This window comes from Mesorhizobium sp. B2-3-5 (assembly GCF_006442395.1).
Lineage (GTDB): Bacteria > Pseudomonadota > Alphaproteobacteria > Rhizobiales > Rhizobiaceae > Mesorhizobium.
Window position 1 is genome coordinate 13,962 of record NZ_VFVX01000045.1, and the last position, 16,744, is coordinate 30,705.

Annotated in this window: 18 protein-coding genes and 1 pseudogene; 6 read left to right on the forward strand and 13 right to left on the reverse strand. The window is 62.5% G+C overall.

Annotation, left to right across the window (positions count from 1 at the left end):
- Nucleotides 1-182 precede the first annotated feature (182 nt).
- Nucleotides 183-428 (reverse strand): hypothetical protein, encoded by a 246-nt coding sequence (locus tag FJ958_RS28570; protein WP_140748601.1) that lies wholly within the window; start codon nucleotides 426-428, stop codon nucleotides 183-185.
- 146 nt (nucleotides 429-574) lie between these two features.
- Here FJ958_RS28570 and FJ958_RS28575 point away from each other — a divergent pair.
- Nucleotides 575-1,533, forward strand: a pseudogene (locus FJ958_RS28575) (IS1595 family transposase); the annotation flags it as partial.
- Between the two features lie 856 nt (nucleotides 1,534-2,389).
- Here FJ958_RS28575 and FJ958_RS28580 read toward each other — a convergent pair.
- Entirely contained in the window at nucleotides 2,390-2,710 is a 321-nt protein-coding gene (locus tag FJ958_RS28580; protein WP_246679811.1) for a hypothetical protein, read from the reverse strand.
- A gap of 141 nt (nucleotides 2,711-2,851) precedes the next feature.
- Nucleotides 2,852-3,061 (reverse strand): hypothetical protein, encoded by a 210-nt coding sequence (locus tag FJ958_RS28585; protein ID WP_140748606.1) that lies wholly within the window; start codon nucleotides 3,059-3,061, stop codon nucleotides 2,852-2,854.
- 63 nt (nucleotides 3,062-3,124) lie between these two features.
- On the opposite strand from FJ958_RS28585, the gene FJ958_RS28590 reads away from it, so the two are divergent.
- The 4 genes from FJ958_RS28590 to FJ958_RS28605 are packed head-to-tail and all read left to right on the forward strand — an operon-like array spanning nucleotide 3,125 to nucleotide 4,769.
- Nucleotides 3,125-3,475, forward strand: coding sequence for a hypothetical protein (locus FJ958_RS28590; protein WP_140748609.1), 351 nt, complete (start codon nucleotides 3,125-3,127; stop codon nucleotides 3,473-3,475).
- Nucleotides 3,418-3,858 carry a hypothetical protein gene (locus FJ958_RS28595; RefSeq protein WP_140748611.1) on the forward strand — a complete coding sequence of 147 codons (441 nt, stop codon included), beginning with the start codon at nucleotides 3,418-3,420 and terminating at the stop codon, nucleotides 3,856-3,858. Before FJ958_RS28590 ends, FJ958_RS28595 begins: the two co-directional genes overlap by 58 nt.
- A gap of 10 nt (nucleotides 3,859-3,868) precedes the next feature.
- Nucleotides 3,869-4,570 carry an SOS response-associated peptidase gene (locus FJ958_RS28600; RefSeq protein WP_140748613.1) on the forward strand — a complete coding sequence of 234 codons (702 nt, stop codon included), beginning with the start codon at nucleotides 3,869-3,871 and terminating at the stop codon, nucleotides 4,568-4,570.
- A gap of 10 nt (nucleotides 4,571-4,580) precedes the next feature.
- Nucleotides 4,581-4,769, forward strand: coding sequence for a hypothetical protein (locus FJ958_RS28605; protein WP_140748615.1), 189 nt, complete (start codon nucleotides 4,581-4,583; stop codon nucleotides 4,767-4,769).
- 208 nt (nucleotides 4,770-4,977) lie between these two features.
- On the opposite strand, the gene FJ958_RS28615 is transcribed toward FJ958_RS28605, so the two are convergent.
- The 10 genes from FJ958_RS28615 to iolE form a co-directional block, all read right to left on the reverse strand.
- Nucleotides 4,978-5,199, reverse strand: coding sequence for a hypothetical protein (locus FJ958_RS28615; protein ID WP_140748619.1), 222 nt, complete (start codon nucleotides 5,197-5,199; stop codon nucleotides 4,978-4,980).
- Nucleotides 5,200-5,755: 556 nt separating this feature from the next.
- Entirely contained in the window at nucleotides 5,756-5,884 is a 129-nt protein-coding gene (locus FJ958_RS32495; RefSeq protein WP_281406691.1) for a hypothetical protein, read from the reverse strand.
- Between the two features lie 164 nt (nucleotides 5,885-6,048).
- Nucleotides 6,049-6,228, reverse strand: a complete 180-nt coding sequence (locus FJ958_RS28620; RefSeq protein WP_140748621.1) for a hypothetical protein — start codon at nucleotides 6,226-6,228, stop codon at nucleotides 6,049-6,051.
- A 590-nt stretch (nucleotides 6,229-6,818) separates the two neighbouring features.
- On the reverse strand, nucleotides 6,819-7,757 hold the full coding sequence (locus FJ958_RS28625) for a sugar phosphate isomerase/epimerase (RefSeq protein WP_140748623.1): 939 nt from the start codon (nucleotides 7,755-7,757) through the stop codon (nucleotides 6,819-6,821).
- A gap of 30 nt (nucleotides 7,758-7,787) precedes the next feature.
- Nucleotides 7,788-8,780: an inositol 2-dehydrogenase gene (iolG, locus tag FJ958_RS28630; RefSeq protein ID WP_140748625.1), complete on the reverse strand. Its 993-nt coding sequence runs from the start codon at nucleotides 8,778-8,780 to the stop codon at nucleotides 7,788-7,790.
- 52 nt (nucleotides 8,781-8,832) lie between these two features.
- Nucleotides 8,833-9,651, reverse strand: coding sequence for a carbohydrate ABC transporter permease (locus FJ958_RS28635; RefSeq protein ID WP_140748627.1), 819 nt, complete (start codon nucleotides 9,649-9,651; stop codon nucleotides 8,833-8,835).
- Nucleotides 9,648-10,553 carry a sugar ABC transporter permease gene (locus FJ958_RS28640; RefSeq protein WP_140748629.1) on the reverse strand — a complete coding sequence of 302 codons (906 nt, stop codon included), beginning with the start codon at nucleotides 10,551-10,553 and terminating at the stop codon, nucleotides 9,648-9,650. The genes FJ958_RS28635 and FJ958_RS28640 overlap by 4 nt, the downstream gene beginning before the upstream one ends.
- Nucleotides 10,553-11,872 (reverse strand): extracellular solute-binding protein, encoded by a 1,320-nt coding sequence (locus FJ958_RS28645; protein ID WP_140748631.1) that lies wholly within the window; start codon nucleotides 11,870-11,872, stop codon nucleotides 10,553-10,555. The genes FJ958_RS28640 and FJ958_RS28645 overlap by 1 nt, the downstream gene beginning before the upstream one ends.
- Nucleotides 11,869-12,966, reverse strand: coding sequence for an ABC transporter ATP-binding protein (locus FJ958_RS28650; RefSeq protein ID WP_140748633.1), 1,098 nt, complete (start codon nucleotides 12,964-12,966; stop codon nucleotides 11,869-11,871). Before FJ958_RS28650 ends, FJ958_RS28645 begins: the two co-directional genes overlap by 4 nt.
- 26 nt (nucleotides 12,967-12,992) lie before the next feature.
- Nucleotides 12,993-13,901: a myo-inosose-2 dehydratase gene (iolE, locus tag FJ958_RS28655; protein WP_140748635.1), complete on the reverse strand. Its 909-nt coding sequence runs from the start codon at nucleotides 13,899-13,901 to the stop codon at nucleotides 12,993-12,995.
- A gap of 222 nt (nucleotides 13,902-14,123) precedes the next feature.
- Between iolE and FJ958_RS28660 the strand changes: the two genes are divergently transcribed.
- A complete protein-coding gene (locus tag FJ958_RS28660) occupies nucleotides 14,124-15,611 on the forward strand; it encodes a PLP-dependent aminotransferase family protein (RefSeq protein WP_140748637.1) in 1,488 nt (495 codons plus the stop codon).
- The last annotated feature ends 1,133 nt before the right edge of the window (nucleotides 15,612-16,744 follow it).

The following is a 16,744-nucleotide window of genomic DNA, read 5'->3' on the forward strand; positions in this document are numbered from 1 at the left end:
TCTTACTGTCGGCAGCATCCGATATGACTAACGGCCGATCTGAAAAGCATAGGCCCTAAGCGGCCGGCTGGCAAACCCTCACGCCCTTTGCGTGGAATTCGATCGATTCCGCCGAAATTCTGTAAAGTTCAGCAGTCCAACAACTCGGCGGTGTATAGGACCGGCCATCACTCATTTGGACGCTATTTTCGCGTGATCCATTCCAGCAATTGGGAGTCGACCTCTTGGGTCCGGGTATAATCTCGGATCAAAGTTGTCGCGTAACCCTGCCATTGATCTTCATCCAAGCCAAGATGAGTGACATAAATCCTAAAGACCTGACGCAGGACAACGCAATCCAGAATGGATATCTTCTCCTGCTGACGATCCCTTGCCATCGCGATTTCTCCCCAATCACGAAAATAGTAGGGCAGCAGATAGACTGACAAGGGTCTTGGTCTCAATCCGTACAATCGAAGCGCAGCCTGTCAGGACATCTTTCATATATTCTACCGCTTATCCCGTTCGCTCAGGTGGTAACCATATCTAGCGATTGTTGCCGACGGATCGCCTCGCCTGCCATATTGGCGTCGACATGGGCGAGGCGCTGTTTCCGACCCGGTGGAAGAACGACAAGCCACCGTCGATCGAGGAGTTCGTGGAGACTTTCCGCGACGATTACGCGTGCGCGGACTACCTCTTCAACAAGGGCTGGCCGGGCGGCTTCACATGCCCACAATGCAGTTCCAGGAAAGCATGGCGCCTCGAGGTCCGACCGTGGCTTTTCGAATGCGCAGGCAAATGGGAGAGGCCTGGGTGCCGGAAACAGACTTCCGTGATCGCTGGGAAGTCATGCAGGGCACGCATCTGCCGCTGCGCAAGTGGTTCCTGGCGGCGTACCTGATGGCGACGCACTCCAATTCCATTTCGGCGCTGCAGCTCCAACCTAAGCTGGGCGCCTCCTACAAAACCGCCTGGCTGGTGCTCCACAAGCTCCGGCGGGCAATGGTGAACCCCAACCGGACACCGCTTTCCGGAACTGTCGACGTGGACGAGTCCGCCATCCCGTATCGGCGCAAGGAGGACGCGCTGGAGAGGGGTGGCGGCAGCAGCACAGCCAACCAGATATGGATCGCTGGGGCGGTCGAGACGGTCGGCAACCATGGCGTCGGACGCATCAGGCTCGCGCGCATCGCGGATCGGTCGGCTCAAAGCATCGTTCCGTTCGTGGTAGCCAACACCCTTCCCGGATCGGCGGTGCGGACGGACTCCCTTGCCTCGTACCACAAGGTGCCCGGCCGTCGCCTCAGGCAGGTCAATCTGAGCAATAGGACGATGCCCGCCCACACCGTCTTCAAATGGATTCACGTCGTTTTTGCGAACCTGAAGCGTTGGGCGCTGGGCACATTCCATGGCTTCCGGGAGAAGCATCTTGACGCTTACCTCGGCGAGTTCGCCTTCCGCTGGAACCGGCGGCGCCATTTTCACAGCGCAATGGACACGATGCTTGGCGTCGGCCAGCGCATCGCTCCCGTTACGCACCGCGGCATCGTCGGCGATACGACGCAGTGGAAGAAAGAGCACATACTGCAGCCGCCTGCGTCGCGATTGACGCCAATCCTGGATCGTTTTGGAAACCAGTTGGTGCAGGCCGTGAGAGGGCGAATGCCTTCGCCACCCTCCAGACGAATGAAGGTGCTAACGCGGTCGACATGCAACTACAATAGGTGTGTCTCTGTTCCGGAGGCATGAGGGCGCCTGGAGGGTTCTTTTCAGAGCAGCCTTCGTAGAACGCTTTGGAGATTCGGTGGACTTGGTTCGAGTAGTCTTGCCAGATGAGGATCGACATGATGGCAATGAGGACAGCGTAACCGGGCACCAGCGCACAGCCGAATGACGACTTGCAGCGTTTCGTTGGCGAGTGCCAAACTCGGAAACGGATTTGTCGATGTTTCGCGTGGCCACGCGTGGCTTTGCGCCGGCCCAAATCGATCGTGAACGCCAAGCCCGGCTTCTCGGCTAGAAGCGGGCCAGCAAAGGGAAGGCGCCGATCAAGGACGACGAACTGCCGGAGTAGCGCTCCCTGAGCAATGGAGCGGTATCGCATGTCCCGGAGTCCTTGCCTGCGTCCGAAGCGTCCGCCGGGCCAAAAACTGCCGGTCAAGGCTGGCATGGGCGTAGCGGCTCTGGCGTTGACGGGTGGATTCGGTCCGCTTGCTCTCGACAAGCAGCCAGTTCCCTCGCCGGACATAATCTCCCCTATCGGGAAGAGCATGGACGAGCTACGCGATCATAGATCGGCCGGCATGCGCGACCGCTGAGGCGAGGCAGAAGGCGGCGATCACGCCACAGCCGGCGAACCGGAATGATTATCAATGCACTCCCGGCGTCAACACGGACGGCTGGCCGCTCAATTTCTTGGCAGCTTGTGAATTTCCAGCCGCACCGGTCCGCCCCTATCGCAACTCGTGCAAACGAGGGCGCGTTCGACTGTGCTGAAAAGAGCGTCTTTGCCATATCGGCGGATCAGCGCCGCCGCCTTCACTTCGGCATGATGCGAGCAGGTCCTGCACCAGGCTCGCAGCTTGTGCCATTCCCGAAGGTCGGCGAGCGAGACGTCCAGTCCAGCATGGATGCTGCCGTCGATGATCGGCTGCGGTGGGATCTTCACCTCACCAGGTGCGATGATCTTCTCCATAACGTGGCGGCTGTTGTAGTGGATCAGCAGCATGCCGGGCCGGCGCCGGATCGCTGCTTGCCAGGCAGCTTGGCTGACCATCGCGTCGGGGGACCGGGATATCGTCTCGAGGTGCGTCTTTTGCTCGCGATCCCAAACCTCGATGCGGAAATTGTCTTCGGCCGTGTCCCCCATCTAGGCGCGTGCCTTGTGCCAGCCGCGGGAAAAGCCGCTCGATATCGCTGCGCGCGACAGGGCGAGGTCGCGCTCGAGTTCGATGTTCCTGGCGAGGACAGTCAGCAAGGCAACCAGGGCATCGCCACCGGCTGCCGCCAAGGCGTGCTCCGCTGCCACTTCCAATTCCGACATAGCTTCGCCGGTCGGCGCTTCTTGGCGCTTTCCCATAGCCCTATCCTGTTCAGGTCCAGTGACGAATAAGGAACATATTCCTGTTCCGTCAAGAGCCTATTGACTCTCGTGTTCTCATTTTGTTCACTGCTGCAGGCAGGATGGCCACAGGAGGCAGTCATGCAGCTTCGCTTGAACATAGAGGGCGCGTCGTCCGATGAGATCGCGCATGGCATTGCCGCCGCAGAGGCGGTTTTCGCGCGGGCAGGTATCAGCGCCGAAGCCGCCGCGGACGGGATGTTTGCCCTTGAAGGTTGGGATATCCAAGTCTTCCCAGACGATGAGCAGATGAGCGAGGAAGAAGACGAGGCCGCGTCAGTCTGGATGGAAGCCAACAAGGCCGCCATCGACGCGTGCTGCGCCTGCTGGCTGGAAAAGCCTGGCAATTATCTGATGCTGGAACTGGTCTAGGCGTGGTCAAGCGCACCCGCTCGATCCCGACGCCGTCGATCATCGATCGCAGATGGCCGCACCAGGTTGCGTTGCCCGACGACATCTGCACCGAACGGAACTTCACAAGGATCGCAAGGTTCTGCGATAAGATGAGCGCCGCGCCTCAAATTCGGCGCGTGCAGGCGATCTGGCCTGATGGCAAATATGAAGAATGGCGGCTGCACTGCTTCGCAAATCAGGCCGATGCAAAAGCGTTTCTTGACCACTTCGGCGGCATCATATTCGATCCAGCCAAGGACCGCGAGAACGGCCGAGCAATGGGCGTCTGGCGCCGAACCGGCGAATACGAGCGCATTCTGGAACTTGGGCCGCTGAGCGTCCCCGAGAGCCTGCGACACTAGGGGCAACGAGATGTGCAACCTCTACAACATCACCACCAGCCAGGAAGCGATCCGCCAGCTCACGCGGGCCATGCGCGACATCGCGGGCAATTTGCCACCGTCAGTCGACCTCTACCCCAACCAGCCCGGCCCAGTGGTGCGCAACGCGCAGGACGGCCAACGCGAGCTTGCCAATCTGCTGTGGGGCATGCCGACGCCGCCGGAGCGCGTGAAGGGAAAAGCGGATTACGGCACCACCAACATCCGCAACCCGCAATACGGACACTGGCAGCGATATGTCGGCGTTGAGCATCGGTGCGTCGTCCCCGTCACCAGTTTTGCCGAGCCCTCCCCTACACCCGGCGACAAAGACCCGGAAACAGGCATCCAGCGCAATGTCTGGTTCGCCCGCAGCCAAGACAAGCCGCTCTTCTTCTTCGCCGGCATATGGACGCAATGGCAGGGTATCCGCAAGGTCAAGGACGGCCCTGGTGATTTCGAGCTCTATGGCTTCATGACCACGAAGCCCAACGCGCTCGTCGCCCCGATTCACGAAAAGGCCATGCCGGTCATCCTGACCACGCAGGAAGAGATCGAAACCTGGCTTACCGCGCCCTGGCCGGAAGCGAAGGAGCTTCAGCGCACCGCGCCGGATGACGCGCTGATCATTGTCGAGAAGCCGGCGACGCAGATCAAGTTCCCACAGCAGCCGGCGCAAGGATCTCTCTTTTAGGAGGCATGCAATGGACCACATTGTCAGGCTCGACAGTCGGCAGGAGGCAGCGCTACAGGCGGCGGCCGACAAGTTCGTCGCCTTTCACAAGGGCGACGTCATGAAAGCGCTGAAGGAGATGATGGTGCTGAATGGTCATTTGCAGCAGAAGCTCGATCAGCTGGGTGCACCACGGGCGACCCGCAGAGCCTGTCGGTGAGCGACGAGCCTATCAAACTCGCAGATGGCATGGCGGCGGCGCGGGAACGGGGGCGCATAGAGAACCACGTTTGCGAGCACCCAGGATGCGGCAAACGTGCCCCCTTCGGCTTCGCCCGGCCGCTGCAATCGTCGCATTGGTTTTGCCTCGAACATCGCGCCCAGGGCGATCGATACCTGTAGGAGTAGCGATGTCCGACCACAAATGCTCAGTCGTCGTGAGTGTCCAGCAGAAGGCCCAGGTGCCGCGTCCCCGCGCTTTCGACGATCAATTGCTCTAAGTCGAAATCGGAGAGACGCGTTTTTGCCCGTTTGCGAATGACCCTGATCGCGTCTGAAATAGACACTGGAGTGGTCTTGCTGTGATCATCAAGGTACTGACCGACTGCGATCACAGCGTCGACGTCAACGTTCGTTGGCAAGTCCCGCATGTGCCCCACCCTCCGCACTGTCGCGCTGCGCCAAAAGGCTCGCTGAGCAAACCCCTTGCCCCGACCCAGCGAGCCCACGCCCCGGTACGAACGGGCCGGTTTCCAGCCATCAGAGCTGGCAAAGCTGAGGGCAGCAATTCGGATGCCATGTTGGATGACCCAAAACGGAACGGAGGAGAAATCGGAAGAAAGCGCCCGCCCAGCTGGAGAGTTGAGCGGGCAATTGCGCCCGAGAGGGAAACTTGCTGATGGCCGTCGCGAGCCAATATCGCACTCAAGAGCCGATCTCACATCATCCGAATGGACGTTGAACGTGAGGCCGCAGGGTGCACGTTTAGGCAGCCGACCGTGACGAATGGCCGGTTAGGGCCTGGTTGCTGCGTCCCCCCCCGCGAACACCCCACCAGCGGCCGGGCCCGCCCAACGTTTGTCGCCAGATCCCTGCGAACGGCACCGTCACAATCCATGGCGCATTCGGTGTTGAGCTTGAAAGATGTCGTCGCCAGCGCTTCCCCGGTGGCCGATACCTCTGAGGCGGTGATTAGCGATCACTTGACTAAGAAAGATGGCGCGCCAGAATCTCAACATGGCGCGGGAAATAGACATCGGCGATGTTGTCGCCATCACGGCCACGGTGCGAAAGCGGATCGGCGAATGCGGTGCGCTGAACATCACCGGCAATCACTTCCCCTATTCCATCCTCGACCCGAAAGCCAAACCTGGCGACAAGATCCGGCTCGAAGGTGAGCGGCCGAGCCCATGGCCAAGGCGATTGGCGACAAGGTGCGAATCAAGGAGATCACGCCAAAGAAGATGCGGCGGTGATTCGAGCTTTCTCAAGTCCGATCGTTAGTGCCTGCCGAGCGCGGCGGCCAGTTCGGACGCGCGCGCAAGGATTTCACGGGACCTCTCTGTCAGCCGGCGGTTCTGCTCGATGAGTTCCTGAGTTTCTTTGATCCGGATGAGGCTTTGCCGCTCCCTCTCATCGAACTGCTTAACCCGCTTTTTGGTGTCGTTGATCTGTTGCATGACGATTTAACCCGTGAGGCTGGAAACCGTTCCCTGGGCCGGCGGCCGAGGCGCTGCACTTGAGCATCGTGAAGCCGTTCATTTCGCTGCAATGTGCGCATTACCGTGCAACACGGCACCTGGCCAAACTTAGAAGTCTTCCCGCATTGTTCCGCATGTCCCGCAACCGATCGGCCGGCAATTGCGACTGAGGAAGCGGCCGTCGGCTCACAGCCTCAGGTCAGCGTCACAACATCTTGCGACCACGACCATTTGCGGCGATCCCTTCCAGTTTGCGCATCACGGCTACATCTGCCATCGCAAACCCGCGAATGCTGCGGCAGATTTTGCGCGCTCGTCCTTGCCGCCGCCGGACCGGTGATGCACGGCGGTTTTCGGTTGGAACTGGCGTGACCGCACTGGCCGCCGGCCTGATCCTTCTTTACGGGCTTCCTCAGTTTGCCCTGGCCGGTCTTCATCCTCGGCGTCGCTTGTTTGCATCGCGGGTGGCGAGCGTAAGGGTTGGCGTCGCACAGATCGATCTCGTGGAATTGCGCAGGACCGGCAACGGGCAAACCCTCTCTCAACCCGAACCTCGGCAGGTCCTCGCTTCAGGCCAGGTTAATCGCCACGTTGCGCAGCAGCGCCACGGATTTGCGCATGCCTTCCATCGGCGACAACATCATGTCCTCGTGCTCGATGGAGAGCACATCGTCATAGCCGGCCTGCTTCAGCGCGGTGCAGAACTGCCGCCACCAGGTCTCGCCGTGGCCGTAACCCAGCGTGATGTAGTTCCAGGCGCGTTCGGCATAGAGCGTCGGCGGACGCGCATCGAGCACGCCATCTATGCCGGCGGGAATCGGTTCGACCCGCGTGTCCTTGGCATGGACATAGTAGATCGCCGAGCCGAGCTTGCGCACGGCGGCAATGGGGTCGGCGCCCATCCACATCGGATGGCTCGGATCGTAGTTGGCGCCGACGGTTACGCCGACGGCGTCGCGAAGCCGGAGCAGTGTCTGGACGTTGTAGACGGCCTGATAGCCGTGCAGTTCGAGGCAGAGCTTGCGGATGCCGAGATCATTCGAGAACTTCACCAGGTCGCGCCAGTAGGGAATAATGCAATCGTCCCACTGGTAGCGCTGGATGTCGGCGCATTCGGGCGGCCAGTCGGTGATGATCCAGTTCGGGTTGGCATCGCCCGGGCCGCCGGGCAGGCCCGACATCATGACCACGCGGTCGATCCCCATCAGGCTCGCCAGCCGGATTGTATCCTCTGTCACCTGATGGTGCTTCCTGCCCTGCGGTCCCGGATGCAGCGGATTGCCCGAGCAGTTGAGCGCCGCGATCGTCAGCCCATGATCCCTGACCTTGGCGACGAACTCGCTACGCGTCGTGGCGCTGCCCAGCATCGCCTGGAGATCGATGTGCGGCGCCGACGACCAGTTGCCGCAGGCGAACTCTAGCGTCTCCAGCCCAAGCTCGGCCGAGGCGGCGAGCATCTCGTCGAAGGAGAGGTTTCCCAGGCTGTCGGTGATCATGCCAATCTTCATGGAACGCTCCTGGTATCCTGCAACGCTCGATCAGAGCCCGACCGGCTCGAACCTGCCGGACTTGGCGGAGGCAAGCGCTGCCTCGCAAAGGATCATCGCCTTTCGGCCGTCGCTCGCGGTGACATCGGGCTTCCTGCCCGTCTCGACGCAAGAGATGAAATGGTCGATCTCGGCGGCGTAGGATTCGCCGTAGCGCTCGACGAAGAAATAGTACGGTTTGTCGCGCGATATGCCGTTGACGCCGGACATCTCGACCGAGGTCGGCAGGCGGTTACCGGCTTGCAGCATGCCGTCGGTGCCATGCACCTCGATGCGCTGGTCGTAGCCGTAGGCGGCGCGCACGCTGTTATTGATGTGGCACTGCCGGCCCGATGCAGTCCGCAGGATGAACATCGCGGTGTCGTAGTCGCCGAGCTTGCTGTATTGCGGCGCCACCAGCGAAGAGCCGGTGGCAAAGAGTTCGACTGGTTCCTCGCCCAGGAGATTGCGCGCCATGTCGAAGTCGTGGATGGTCATCTCGCGGAAGACGCCCCCACCCCCGGCCAGCGCTTCCTCGGTTTCGGGTTCGGGGTCGCGGCTGGTGATGATGACCTGCTCGACAGCGCCGATCTCGCCGGCGACAAGGCGCTCCTTCAGCGCCCGGAAGCTCGGGTCGAAACGTCGGTTGAAGCCGATCTGGAACGGCACGCCGGCCTTCTCGACCGCCGCCAGGCATTCATCCGTGCGCATGAGGTCGAGGTCGATCGGCTTCTCGCAGAAGATCGCCTTCCCCTTCGCCGCTGCCGCAATGGCAAGCTCGGCATGTGTGCGCGTCGCCGAGGCAATGAACACCATTCTCACCGCCGGGTCGTTCATGACTGTGTCGGTGTCGGCGATCTCGGCGCCTGTGATGGCCGCAATCGTGCCTGCGGCCTCACGATTGGGATCGATGATGTAGCGCAGCCGCACTTTTGGGTGGCGCGTGAGGTTGCCCGCGTGCACGCGGCCGATCAGCCCCACCCCGAACAGACAGACATCCATCATGCTTCGACTTTCCTGTCGAGCCGTCTCTCTTGCGAGACGGCCAATTCATGGTTCATTTGACGGCGCCCATGGTCAGTCCGCGCACCAGGTGCCGCTGCACCAGAAGCGCGAAGAAGACGATCGGCAGCGCGCCGATGACGCCGGCGGCCGCCATCGAGGCCCAGTCGGTGTCGATGCGGCCGATCAGCGTCGCGGTTCCGCGCGGCATGGTCATCGCCCTAGGCGTCGCCGTCAGTGCCAGCGCAAAGAGGAATTCGTTGAAGGTGACCAGCACGGCGAAGATCGCGGTGGCTGCGAGCCCGGGAGCCGCCAGCGGCAGCGTGATGCGGCGAAAGGCGCCGAAGCGGGAATCGCCGTCGACCATCGCCGCCTCCTCGAGATCAACGGGGATTTCGCGGAAAAAGCTCTCCATCATCCAGACGCAGAAGGTGACGTTGAAGGCAGTGTAGGTGGCGATCAGCCCCAGCCAGGTGTCAAGCAGGCCTAGGCTGAGCATCAGCAGATAGACCGGGATCAGGATGACGACCGGCGGGATGATGCGCAGCGTTAGCAGGAACAGGCCGACCTTGCGCTCCATGGCGAAAGGCAGGCGAAAGCGGGCGATCGCATAGGCACCCATGGCGCCAACGACCAGCGCGATCGCAACTGAGAAGAAGGTCACCACCAGCGAATTGGCGAGGTAGGAGCCGAACTGCTTTTCGGTGAACAGCCTGACGTAATTGTCGAGCGTCGGTACATGCGGGTAGAGCGTGCCTTCCTGCGTGATCTCCCGGTTGGACTTCAGCGAGGTCGAGACCAGCCAGTAAATCGGCAGCAGCACGACTGCCAGCACGAAGCTAGTGGTGAGGATGCGCGTCACACGAGAGCTCATGACGCGTCGATCCTGCGCAGGAGCCTGATGGCGCTGAAGGCGAGCCCGAGCACGACGAGGCCGACCGTCACGAACAACGCCGCCGCGTAGCCGGTCTGCTGGAACTTGAACGCGGTGTCGTAGCCGTAGATCGAAATGAGCCTCGTCGCTTCGCCCGGTCCGCCACGGGTCAGCACGAAGACCTGGTCGAAGGTGCCGAAGGCATCGATGGTCCTGAGCACGATGGCGACTGCCAGCACCGGCCGCATCATCGGGAAGGTGAGATCGGCAAAGACGCGCCAGGCGCCGGCCCCGTCGACGCGCGCGGCCTCGAACGGCACGTGCGGCAGCGATTGCAGGCCGGCGAGCAGGATCAGGAACATTAGCGGCGTCCATTCCCAGACGTCGAGGACGACGAGGCCGATGAAGGCATTGAGCGAGTTGCCGAGGATCTGCACCGCGCCGCCGCCCATGGCCTCGGACAGCGCCGTCAGCATGCCGGCGTCGCTGGCGTAGATCAGCCGGAAGACGATGGCGACAACAACCGGCGTGATCACCATTGGGGTGATCAGCACCGTCCTCAAAAGGCGAATGCCGCGAAACTCGCGCAGGCAGAACAGAGCCAGCGCAAAGCCGAGCACCGCCTCTACGGACACCGACAGCGCGACGAATTTCACCGTGACCCAGAGCGCGTTAAGGAACTGCGCGTCGCTCCACAGGCGCACATAGTTCTGGATACCGACGTCGGCGACCGGCGAGCCGTAGCGGTAGGCTCTGGTGCTGGCCCTGAGACCGTCCCACAGCGGATAGACAAGCACGCCCAGCACGACCGTCAGGCCCGGAGCCAGCATGAGATATGGGAGGGCGAGGTCGAGCCCCGCCCCCTGCAAGCGATATTTGCGCGCCTGCGTTGCGCTTTTCATCAGTAGTAACCGGCTGTGGCCAGGTAGTCCTTGACCTGCTTGGCGGCCGTGTCGAGCGAGGCACCGCCGCCGGAACCGGCCTGCAGCGCCTTGTTGAGCTCGATGCCGAGCAGTTCTTCGACCTTCGCCCAATCCGGTGTGCGCGGCCGGGGCAGCGCGCCGGCATCGAGCTGCTGCAAGGCAATAGGAATCAGCCGGTTGCCCGGTTTGGCGATGCCGAAGGCGCTGCGCTTGACCGGGATCGAGCCCGCTTCCGAGAGCTTGGCCTGGGTGTCGGCGCTGGTGTACCACTTCAGGAATTCGATCGCGTTCGCCTTGTTGGGCGCCGATTTCGGCACGCCGGCGATGAAGATGCCCATCTGGGCGATCGCCTTCTCCTGCTTCGGCACGACGCCGAAATCGAGCTTGCCCGCCACCTTCGTCTGAGCCGGATCGTCGGCCTTCAAGGCATTGCCGGAATACTGGATGATGGCACCGGCATCGCCGCCGAGGATCGCCGCACCTTCCTGGTCGGAGTCGAACTCGACCACGCCGCTCGGCGCGTTCTGCTTCATCGTGCCGACGAAGAAATCGGCCGACGCCTTGCCTTCCGGGGAATTGAAGATCGGGTTCCACTTGTCGTCGAAGAAGGAGCCGCCGAACGACAGGAAGACCGGATACCAGCTGGTCACGATCGGATTGCCGGAGACGCCACGGAAGACGACCGGATATTTGATCTTGCCGGCCGCCACACCTTCCTTGCCCTTGGCGATCACCTCGTCCCAGGTTTTCGGCGCGCCGTCCGTGTAGACGTCGTTGCGGTAGGTGAGCGTCTGCAGATCACCAACGAAAGGCACACAGATCAGCGTCGGTTTGGCGCCTTGGAAGCCCTTGACGCGCGGCCCTTCCCGCGGCGGCCAGTAGCCCATGTCGATCATCGAGCCGATCCAGTCCTTGTCGGCCCCGTCGACGCCTCCGGCGCCGAGATCCTCGAGCACGTTGGCCGCGCCGAACTGCGGCACCCAGGGATCGTCGAGCAGATAGAGGTCGTACTGGCCGGCGCCGCTCTGGGCGTCGGCGAACCACTTCTCCAGGGTCACGCCGTATTCGTCCTCGAGGAACTCGATGTCGAAGCCGGCCTCCTTGGCTTGGGGGATGATCTTCTGCTTGAATGGTGTCAGCCCGCCATCGGCGAAGGCGCCGATGATGACCTTCTTGCCGGCAGCGTTGGCCGGCATTGGCAGGCCGAGTGTGGTGAGGGCCGTGGTGGCGAGCGCCAGGCCAAGGCCGCCCTTGAAGACGGAGCGGCGAGTAAGTCTGCTTCTGCTGGAATGCGTCATTTCTCTCTCCCGTTGCTGTTGACCCTTTGGACGGCGGTGAGGCCGGCCGAATTGAAGAGACAGGCGTTCGCCGCATCGAAGGCGACGCTGATGTTTTCGCCCACCGAACCCCTGAAATCGCGGCCGGCACGCACCGAGACATTGCCGCCGTCGAGCCGCACATTGACCAGCGTCTCGTTGCCCATCGGCTCGACCACGTAGATCTCGCCCGGCAGTGCGCCCGGCGCACCAGGCTGGGCGATGCTGCAGTCTTCCGGGCGCAAGCCGATCTCGACGATCTCGGCCAGGCGGCATGCGGTGAGTCGCGCTCGCGCCAGCGGCACGATCCTTCCGCCCGCCATCACGCCTTGCTCGGCCAGCGTGACCGGCAGAATGTTCATCGGCGGATTGCCGACGAAAGTGGCGACAAAGCGGTTGGCCGGTCGGTCGTAGATGTCGATGGGCGGCGCCATTTGCTGAAGGTCGCCGCCATGCATGACGCCGACGAGGTCGGCCATGGTCAGCGCCTCGACCTGATCGTGGGTGACGTAGATGGTAGTGGCGCTGAGGCGCTGGCAGAGGCGCTTGATCTCGCCGCGCATGGTGAGCCGCAGTCGCGCATCGAGATTGGACAAAGGCTCGTCCATGAGGAAGGCTGCCGGATCCCTGACGATCGCCCGCGCCAGCGCGACCCGCTGCCGCTGCCCGCCGGAGAGTTGGCGCGGCCGGCGGTCGAGCAGGTGACCGATTTCGAGGATGGCGGCGACCTCGCCGATCTTGGCCTTGCGCGCGGTGTCCGGCGTGCCGCGGATCCACAGCGGATAGCCGATGTTCTCGGCGACCGTCATCTGCGGGTAGAGCGCGTAGCTCTGGAAGACCATGGCGATGTCGCGGTCGCGCGGCTGGAGGCGAGTGACGTCGCGCTCGCCGATGAAGACTTTGCCCGAGGTCGGCATGTCCAGCCCGGCGAGGATGCGCAGCGCCGTCGTCTTGCCGCAGCCCGATGGGCCGAGGAGCGCGAGGAATTTGTGATCCGGCACGGCGAGGTCGAGTGATCGCAGCACATTGAGTGCGCCGAAATTCTTGACCACCTTTCTATACAGGACCGAACTCATCGCCCTCCGGCGCCCCCGCTTGTGCCTCAGCCCTTCCGTTCGTCGACCGTGAAGCCGGCCTTGCGCGCCAGCTCGCGCAGATTGCGATAGCCCATCGTTGCGTAAGTCAGCGGATGCGCCCTGGCCGGATCCTGCTCGGCTTCCACGACCAGCCAGCCGGCATAGCCATTGTCGGCCAGCACCTTGAGCAGCGTCGCATAGTCGATCCCGCCATCGCCCGGCACGGTGAAGATGCCTTCCATCACCGCGCCCATGAAGCTCATGTCGGCGGCCCGCGCCCGCTTCAGCATCTCGGGTCGGACATCCTTGCAATGGACGTGGACGACGCGGCCGATGTGTCGACGCAGCAGGCTTTCGGGATCGCCGCCGGAGAAGGCGCAATGGCCGGTGTCGTAGAGCAGGCCGACCGCCTCGCCCGACCCCGCCATCAGCCTGCCGATCTCCTCGTCGGTCTCAATGATGGTGCCCATGTGATGGTGGAAAGCCATCCTGACGCCAAAATCGGCGAAGCGTTCGGCAAGCCGGGTAATCTTGGCGCCATAGGCCTGCCATTCATCGTCGGCGAGTTTCGGGCGCTGCGAGATCCGGTCATGGATGGCGCCGTGACGGCCGCGCGAGGTGTCGGCATAGACGACGTGCTTGGCGCCGAGGTCGCGCAGCAGCGTCAGATGCGGCAAGATGGCGTCGAACTCTTCCTCGATCTCTTTTTCGCAGATGCGGCCATCATACCAGCCGGAGATGAGCTCGAGGCTGTAGGGCTTGAGCGCCGCCTTCAAAGCCTCGCTTTGCCTCGGGAATTTGCCGCCGAGCTCGGTGCCGGCATAGCCGGCCTGGCTGGTTTCGGACAGGCAAACCTCAAGCGGCGTGTCGCCGCCCAGTTCGGGCACGTCGTCATTTGTCCACGTGATGGGGTTGATGCCCAGCTTGACGGCCATCGTATCTCCCGCTGGCGCAAGCTTCCGCAGCAATGGCGCTCCACCCGGGCAGTGGACGCTCTGCAGGCGGCATGTCTGGCGCGCTGTTCCCGTTTTTCTTTGCATCTAAGCGCCAATCTGTATCCATCGCGAGGGCCAGTTTGGGCGGAAGTGAAGGTGCCAGTTTCGCTTGCCGCCATCGTCGGCTAAGCTTGCCCTTCCTTCTTGTCCGGGGTGTTGCCGATGCAGATGTCGAGGCGCAGGCGCCAGGCCTTTCCGATGGAGGCGCTGCTGATCGAGCGCACCGTGGCCGAGCCGATCCAGCGCCAGCTCTATCGGCAGATCGCCGCGATGATCCGCGACAAGCGGCTGGCACCAGGATCGGAGTTGCCCTCCACCCGCGCGTTGGCTGATGATCTCGGCCTTGCCCGCAATACCATCGTCGGTGCCTACGACCAGCTGACGACGGAGGGGTATCTCACTAGCCGGCCCGGCGCGCGCGCCATCGTCGTCGACCTGCCGGCCAATTCGCCCGGGAGCGACAGGCGCAGCGCGTCCGCGTCCGCGACCGCCATCCGCCATCCGCTATCGATGCGCGGCGAGAGCTTGATGCGGCAGCCCTTCCACCACGGTGCGCCCGGCCGCTTCGCCTTCCACCCCGGCATGCCAGACGCGCAAAATTTCCCGTTCGGGGTGTGGGGGCGGCTCTTGGCGCGCCGCGCCACCTTCGGCGCCGACATGCTGTTCGGCACCTATCACGTCACCGGCCTGCCGGCGCTGAAGGAGGCGATCGCGAGCTATCTGGTGTCGGCGCGCGGTGTGCGCTGCCTGCCTGAGCAGATCGTGGTGACCACCGGCGCCCAGGCTGCATTCGACCTGCTTGCCAGACTGCTGCTCGACCCCGGTGACACGGTGTGGCTGGAGGAGCCGGGCTACTACGCCGCCAGGGCGACCTTCACGGTTGCCGGCGGCAATATTCTGCCGCTTACCGTAGACGGCGACGGCTGGCAGATGAACCCACCCGAGATCGCGCCGCGGCTGATCTATGTGACGCCGGCCTGCCAGCATCCGCTTGGCATCACCATGCGCATGGATCAGCGGCTGCGCCTGTTCGAGATCGCCGAGCGCCACAATTCCTGGATCGTCGAGGACGATTTCGACGGCGAGTACCGCTTCCAGGGACGACCGGTTCCGGCGATCCAGAGCATGGATTACGCCGAACGCGTTATCTATGTCGGCACCTTCGCCAAACTGCTGTTCCCGGCGCTCAGGCTGGGCTTCATGGTGCTGCCGCCGGCGCTCTGCGAGGGCATTCCGCATGCGCTGAGCACCACCGGCCAATTCGCTCCGCTGGTGCTGCAGGCCGCACTCGCCGACTTCATCGACGAAGGCCATATGAGCCGGCACCTAAAGCGCATGCGCCGCATTTATGCCGAGCGCCGCAAGCTGTTTCAGGATCTGTTCGCGGCGGAGCTTCCCGCCAACGTGACGCTCTCACCGGCCGAAGCCGGCATCCAGCTCGTCGCGCATCTGCCGGCAGATTGCGACGACCGCGCGGTCGTCGAGGCCGCCGACCGTCTCGGCGTCAACGCCTCGCCGCTATCCAAATATTACTGGTCGACCTCAGGCAACGGTTTGGTGCTCGGCTACGCCGCCTGCAACAAGGTGCAGACGGAGGCAGGCATGCGCAGGTTGCGGCAGGCAATCGAGCAATCGCGGATTCTGTACTGAGCCTCGGCTGTTCTCCGCCACGAGCGGACTTCCTCCGTGCGACTTCTATCATGACCGGCGGCACGTCGGCTTCATCACGTTGGACGGATCGCGCAGTCAGATCGTCTACGACTGAGCGTCTCAGGGGACGGTTCTCTCACGTCCTCAGAAGAGAAAAGCCCGCTGTTGGAGGCCTACCGACCGGACCCGCGCTTTCCAGCCGTAGCGCCCTTGGTCGACCTCGGAGGATTGGCCGCTTCGATGATTCGCAAAGCTTCTTCTGGAGTAATCCCGCACATGCGGGCATAATAGGCGGCTTCCGTCTGAACCTCGTCATCTAACGGTAGTGCAATAATCGTCTGCTTTGCTTTGTGCTTCGCCCTTTTTCCCATTTCAGGAATCGTATCACATTTCTGATATGGAGTATCAAATAGGGCAATGCATCAGTTTCAAGCTCTGTGGGGGACTAATTACTGGATGATCCGCCCTGCGGAACGCCCCATTCACCATGTGCCGGCAATCGCATTGTGAGCGCCGCCCCTAGGCATAGCGTGAACCGGCACCCTCTCCGGTGCACCCCCACAGCGCTAGTGCGCCTCAAGCCGCTGACGTTGCCTGAAGCAGACGACTTGGCGCCCCACATTCCCCCTGCCAAGTCGTCTGCCTCCTTCTTGCGTGCCAGCCCGCTCACTCTGACGAGCTACCTTGCGGCTCCAACTCCGGGAGCTTTGCGATGGCACGCGTTGAGAACGAACGATCCGATTAAGATTGACGATTGCGGAACTCGCCGATCCAGACCGCGTAATCGCTGCCTGCATCGAGATCTATGGTTCAGAAGCAGCGACTGCCGCAGCCGCCTGTGCGCTTGAGGCACATTTTGCCGGCCGTGGTCCTGACTACTGGTTCTCGTGTCAGGCCTATCGAGAACTTATGGCCACCGGCACCAGGCCCGAGCACGAGCCGTTGGAGATGGAGACCTGAGGATCCGAGGCCTGCATCTGGTCCGCCGCCTCTTTAGCCGGTGCGGGGAAACATTTCGCGTCTCCGCAAGTTCTTTTCCTAAATTCGAGGACTAGATGTTTCATCCCGACCTTTAATGGTGCATTATTTTCCCTGGAGTGGAAGGAGGCACTATGGGCCAGGTTCTGCATGGG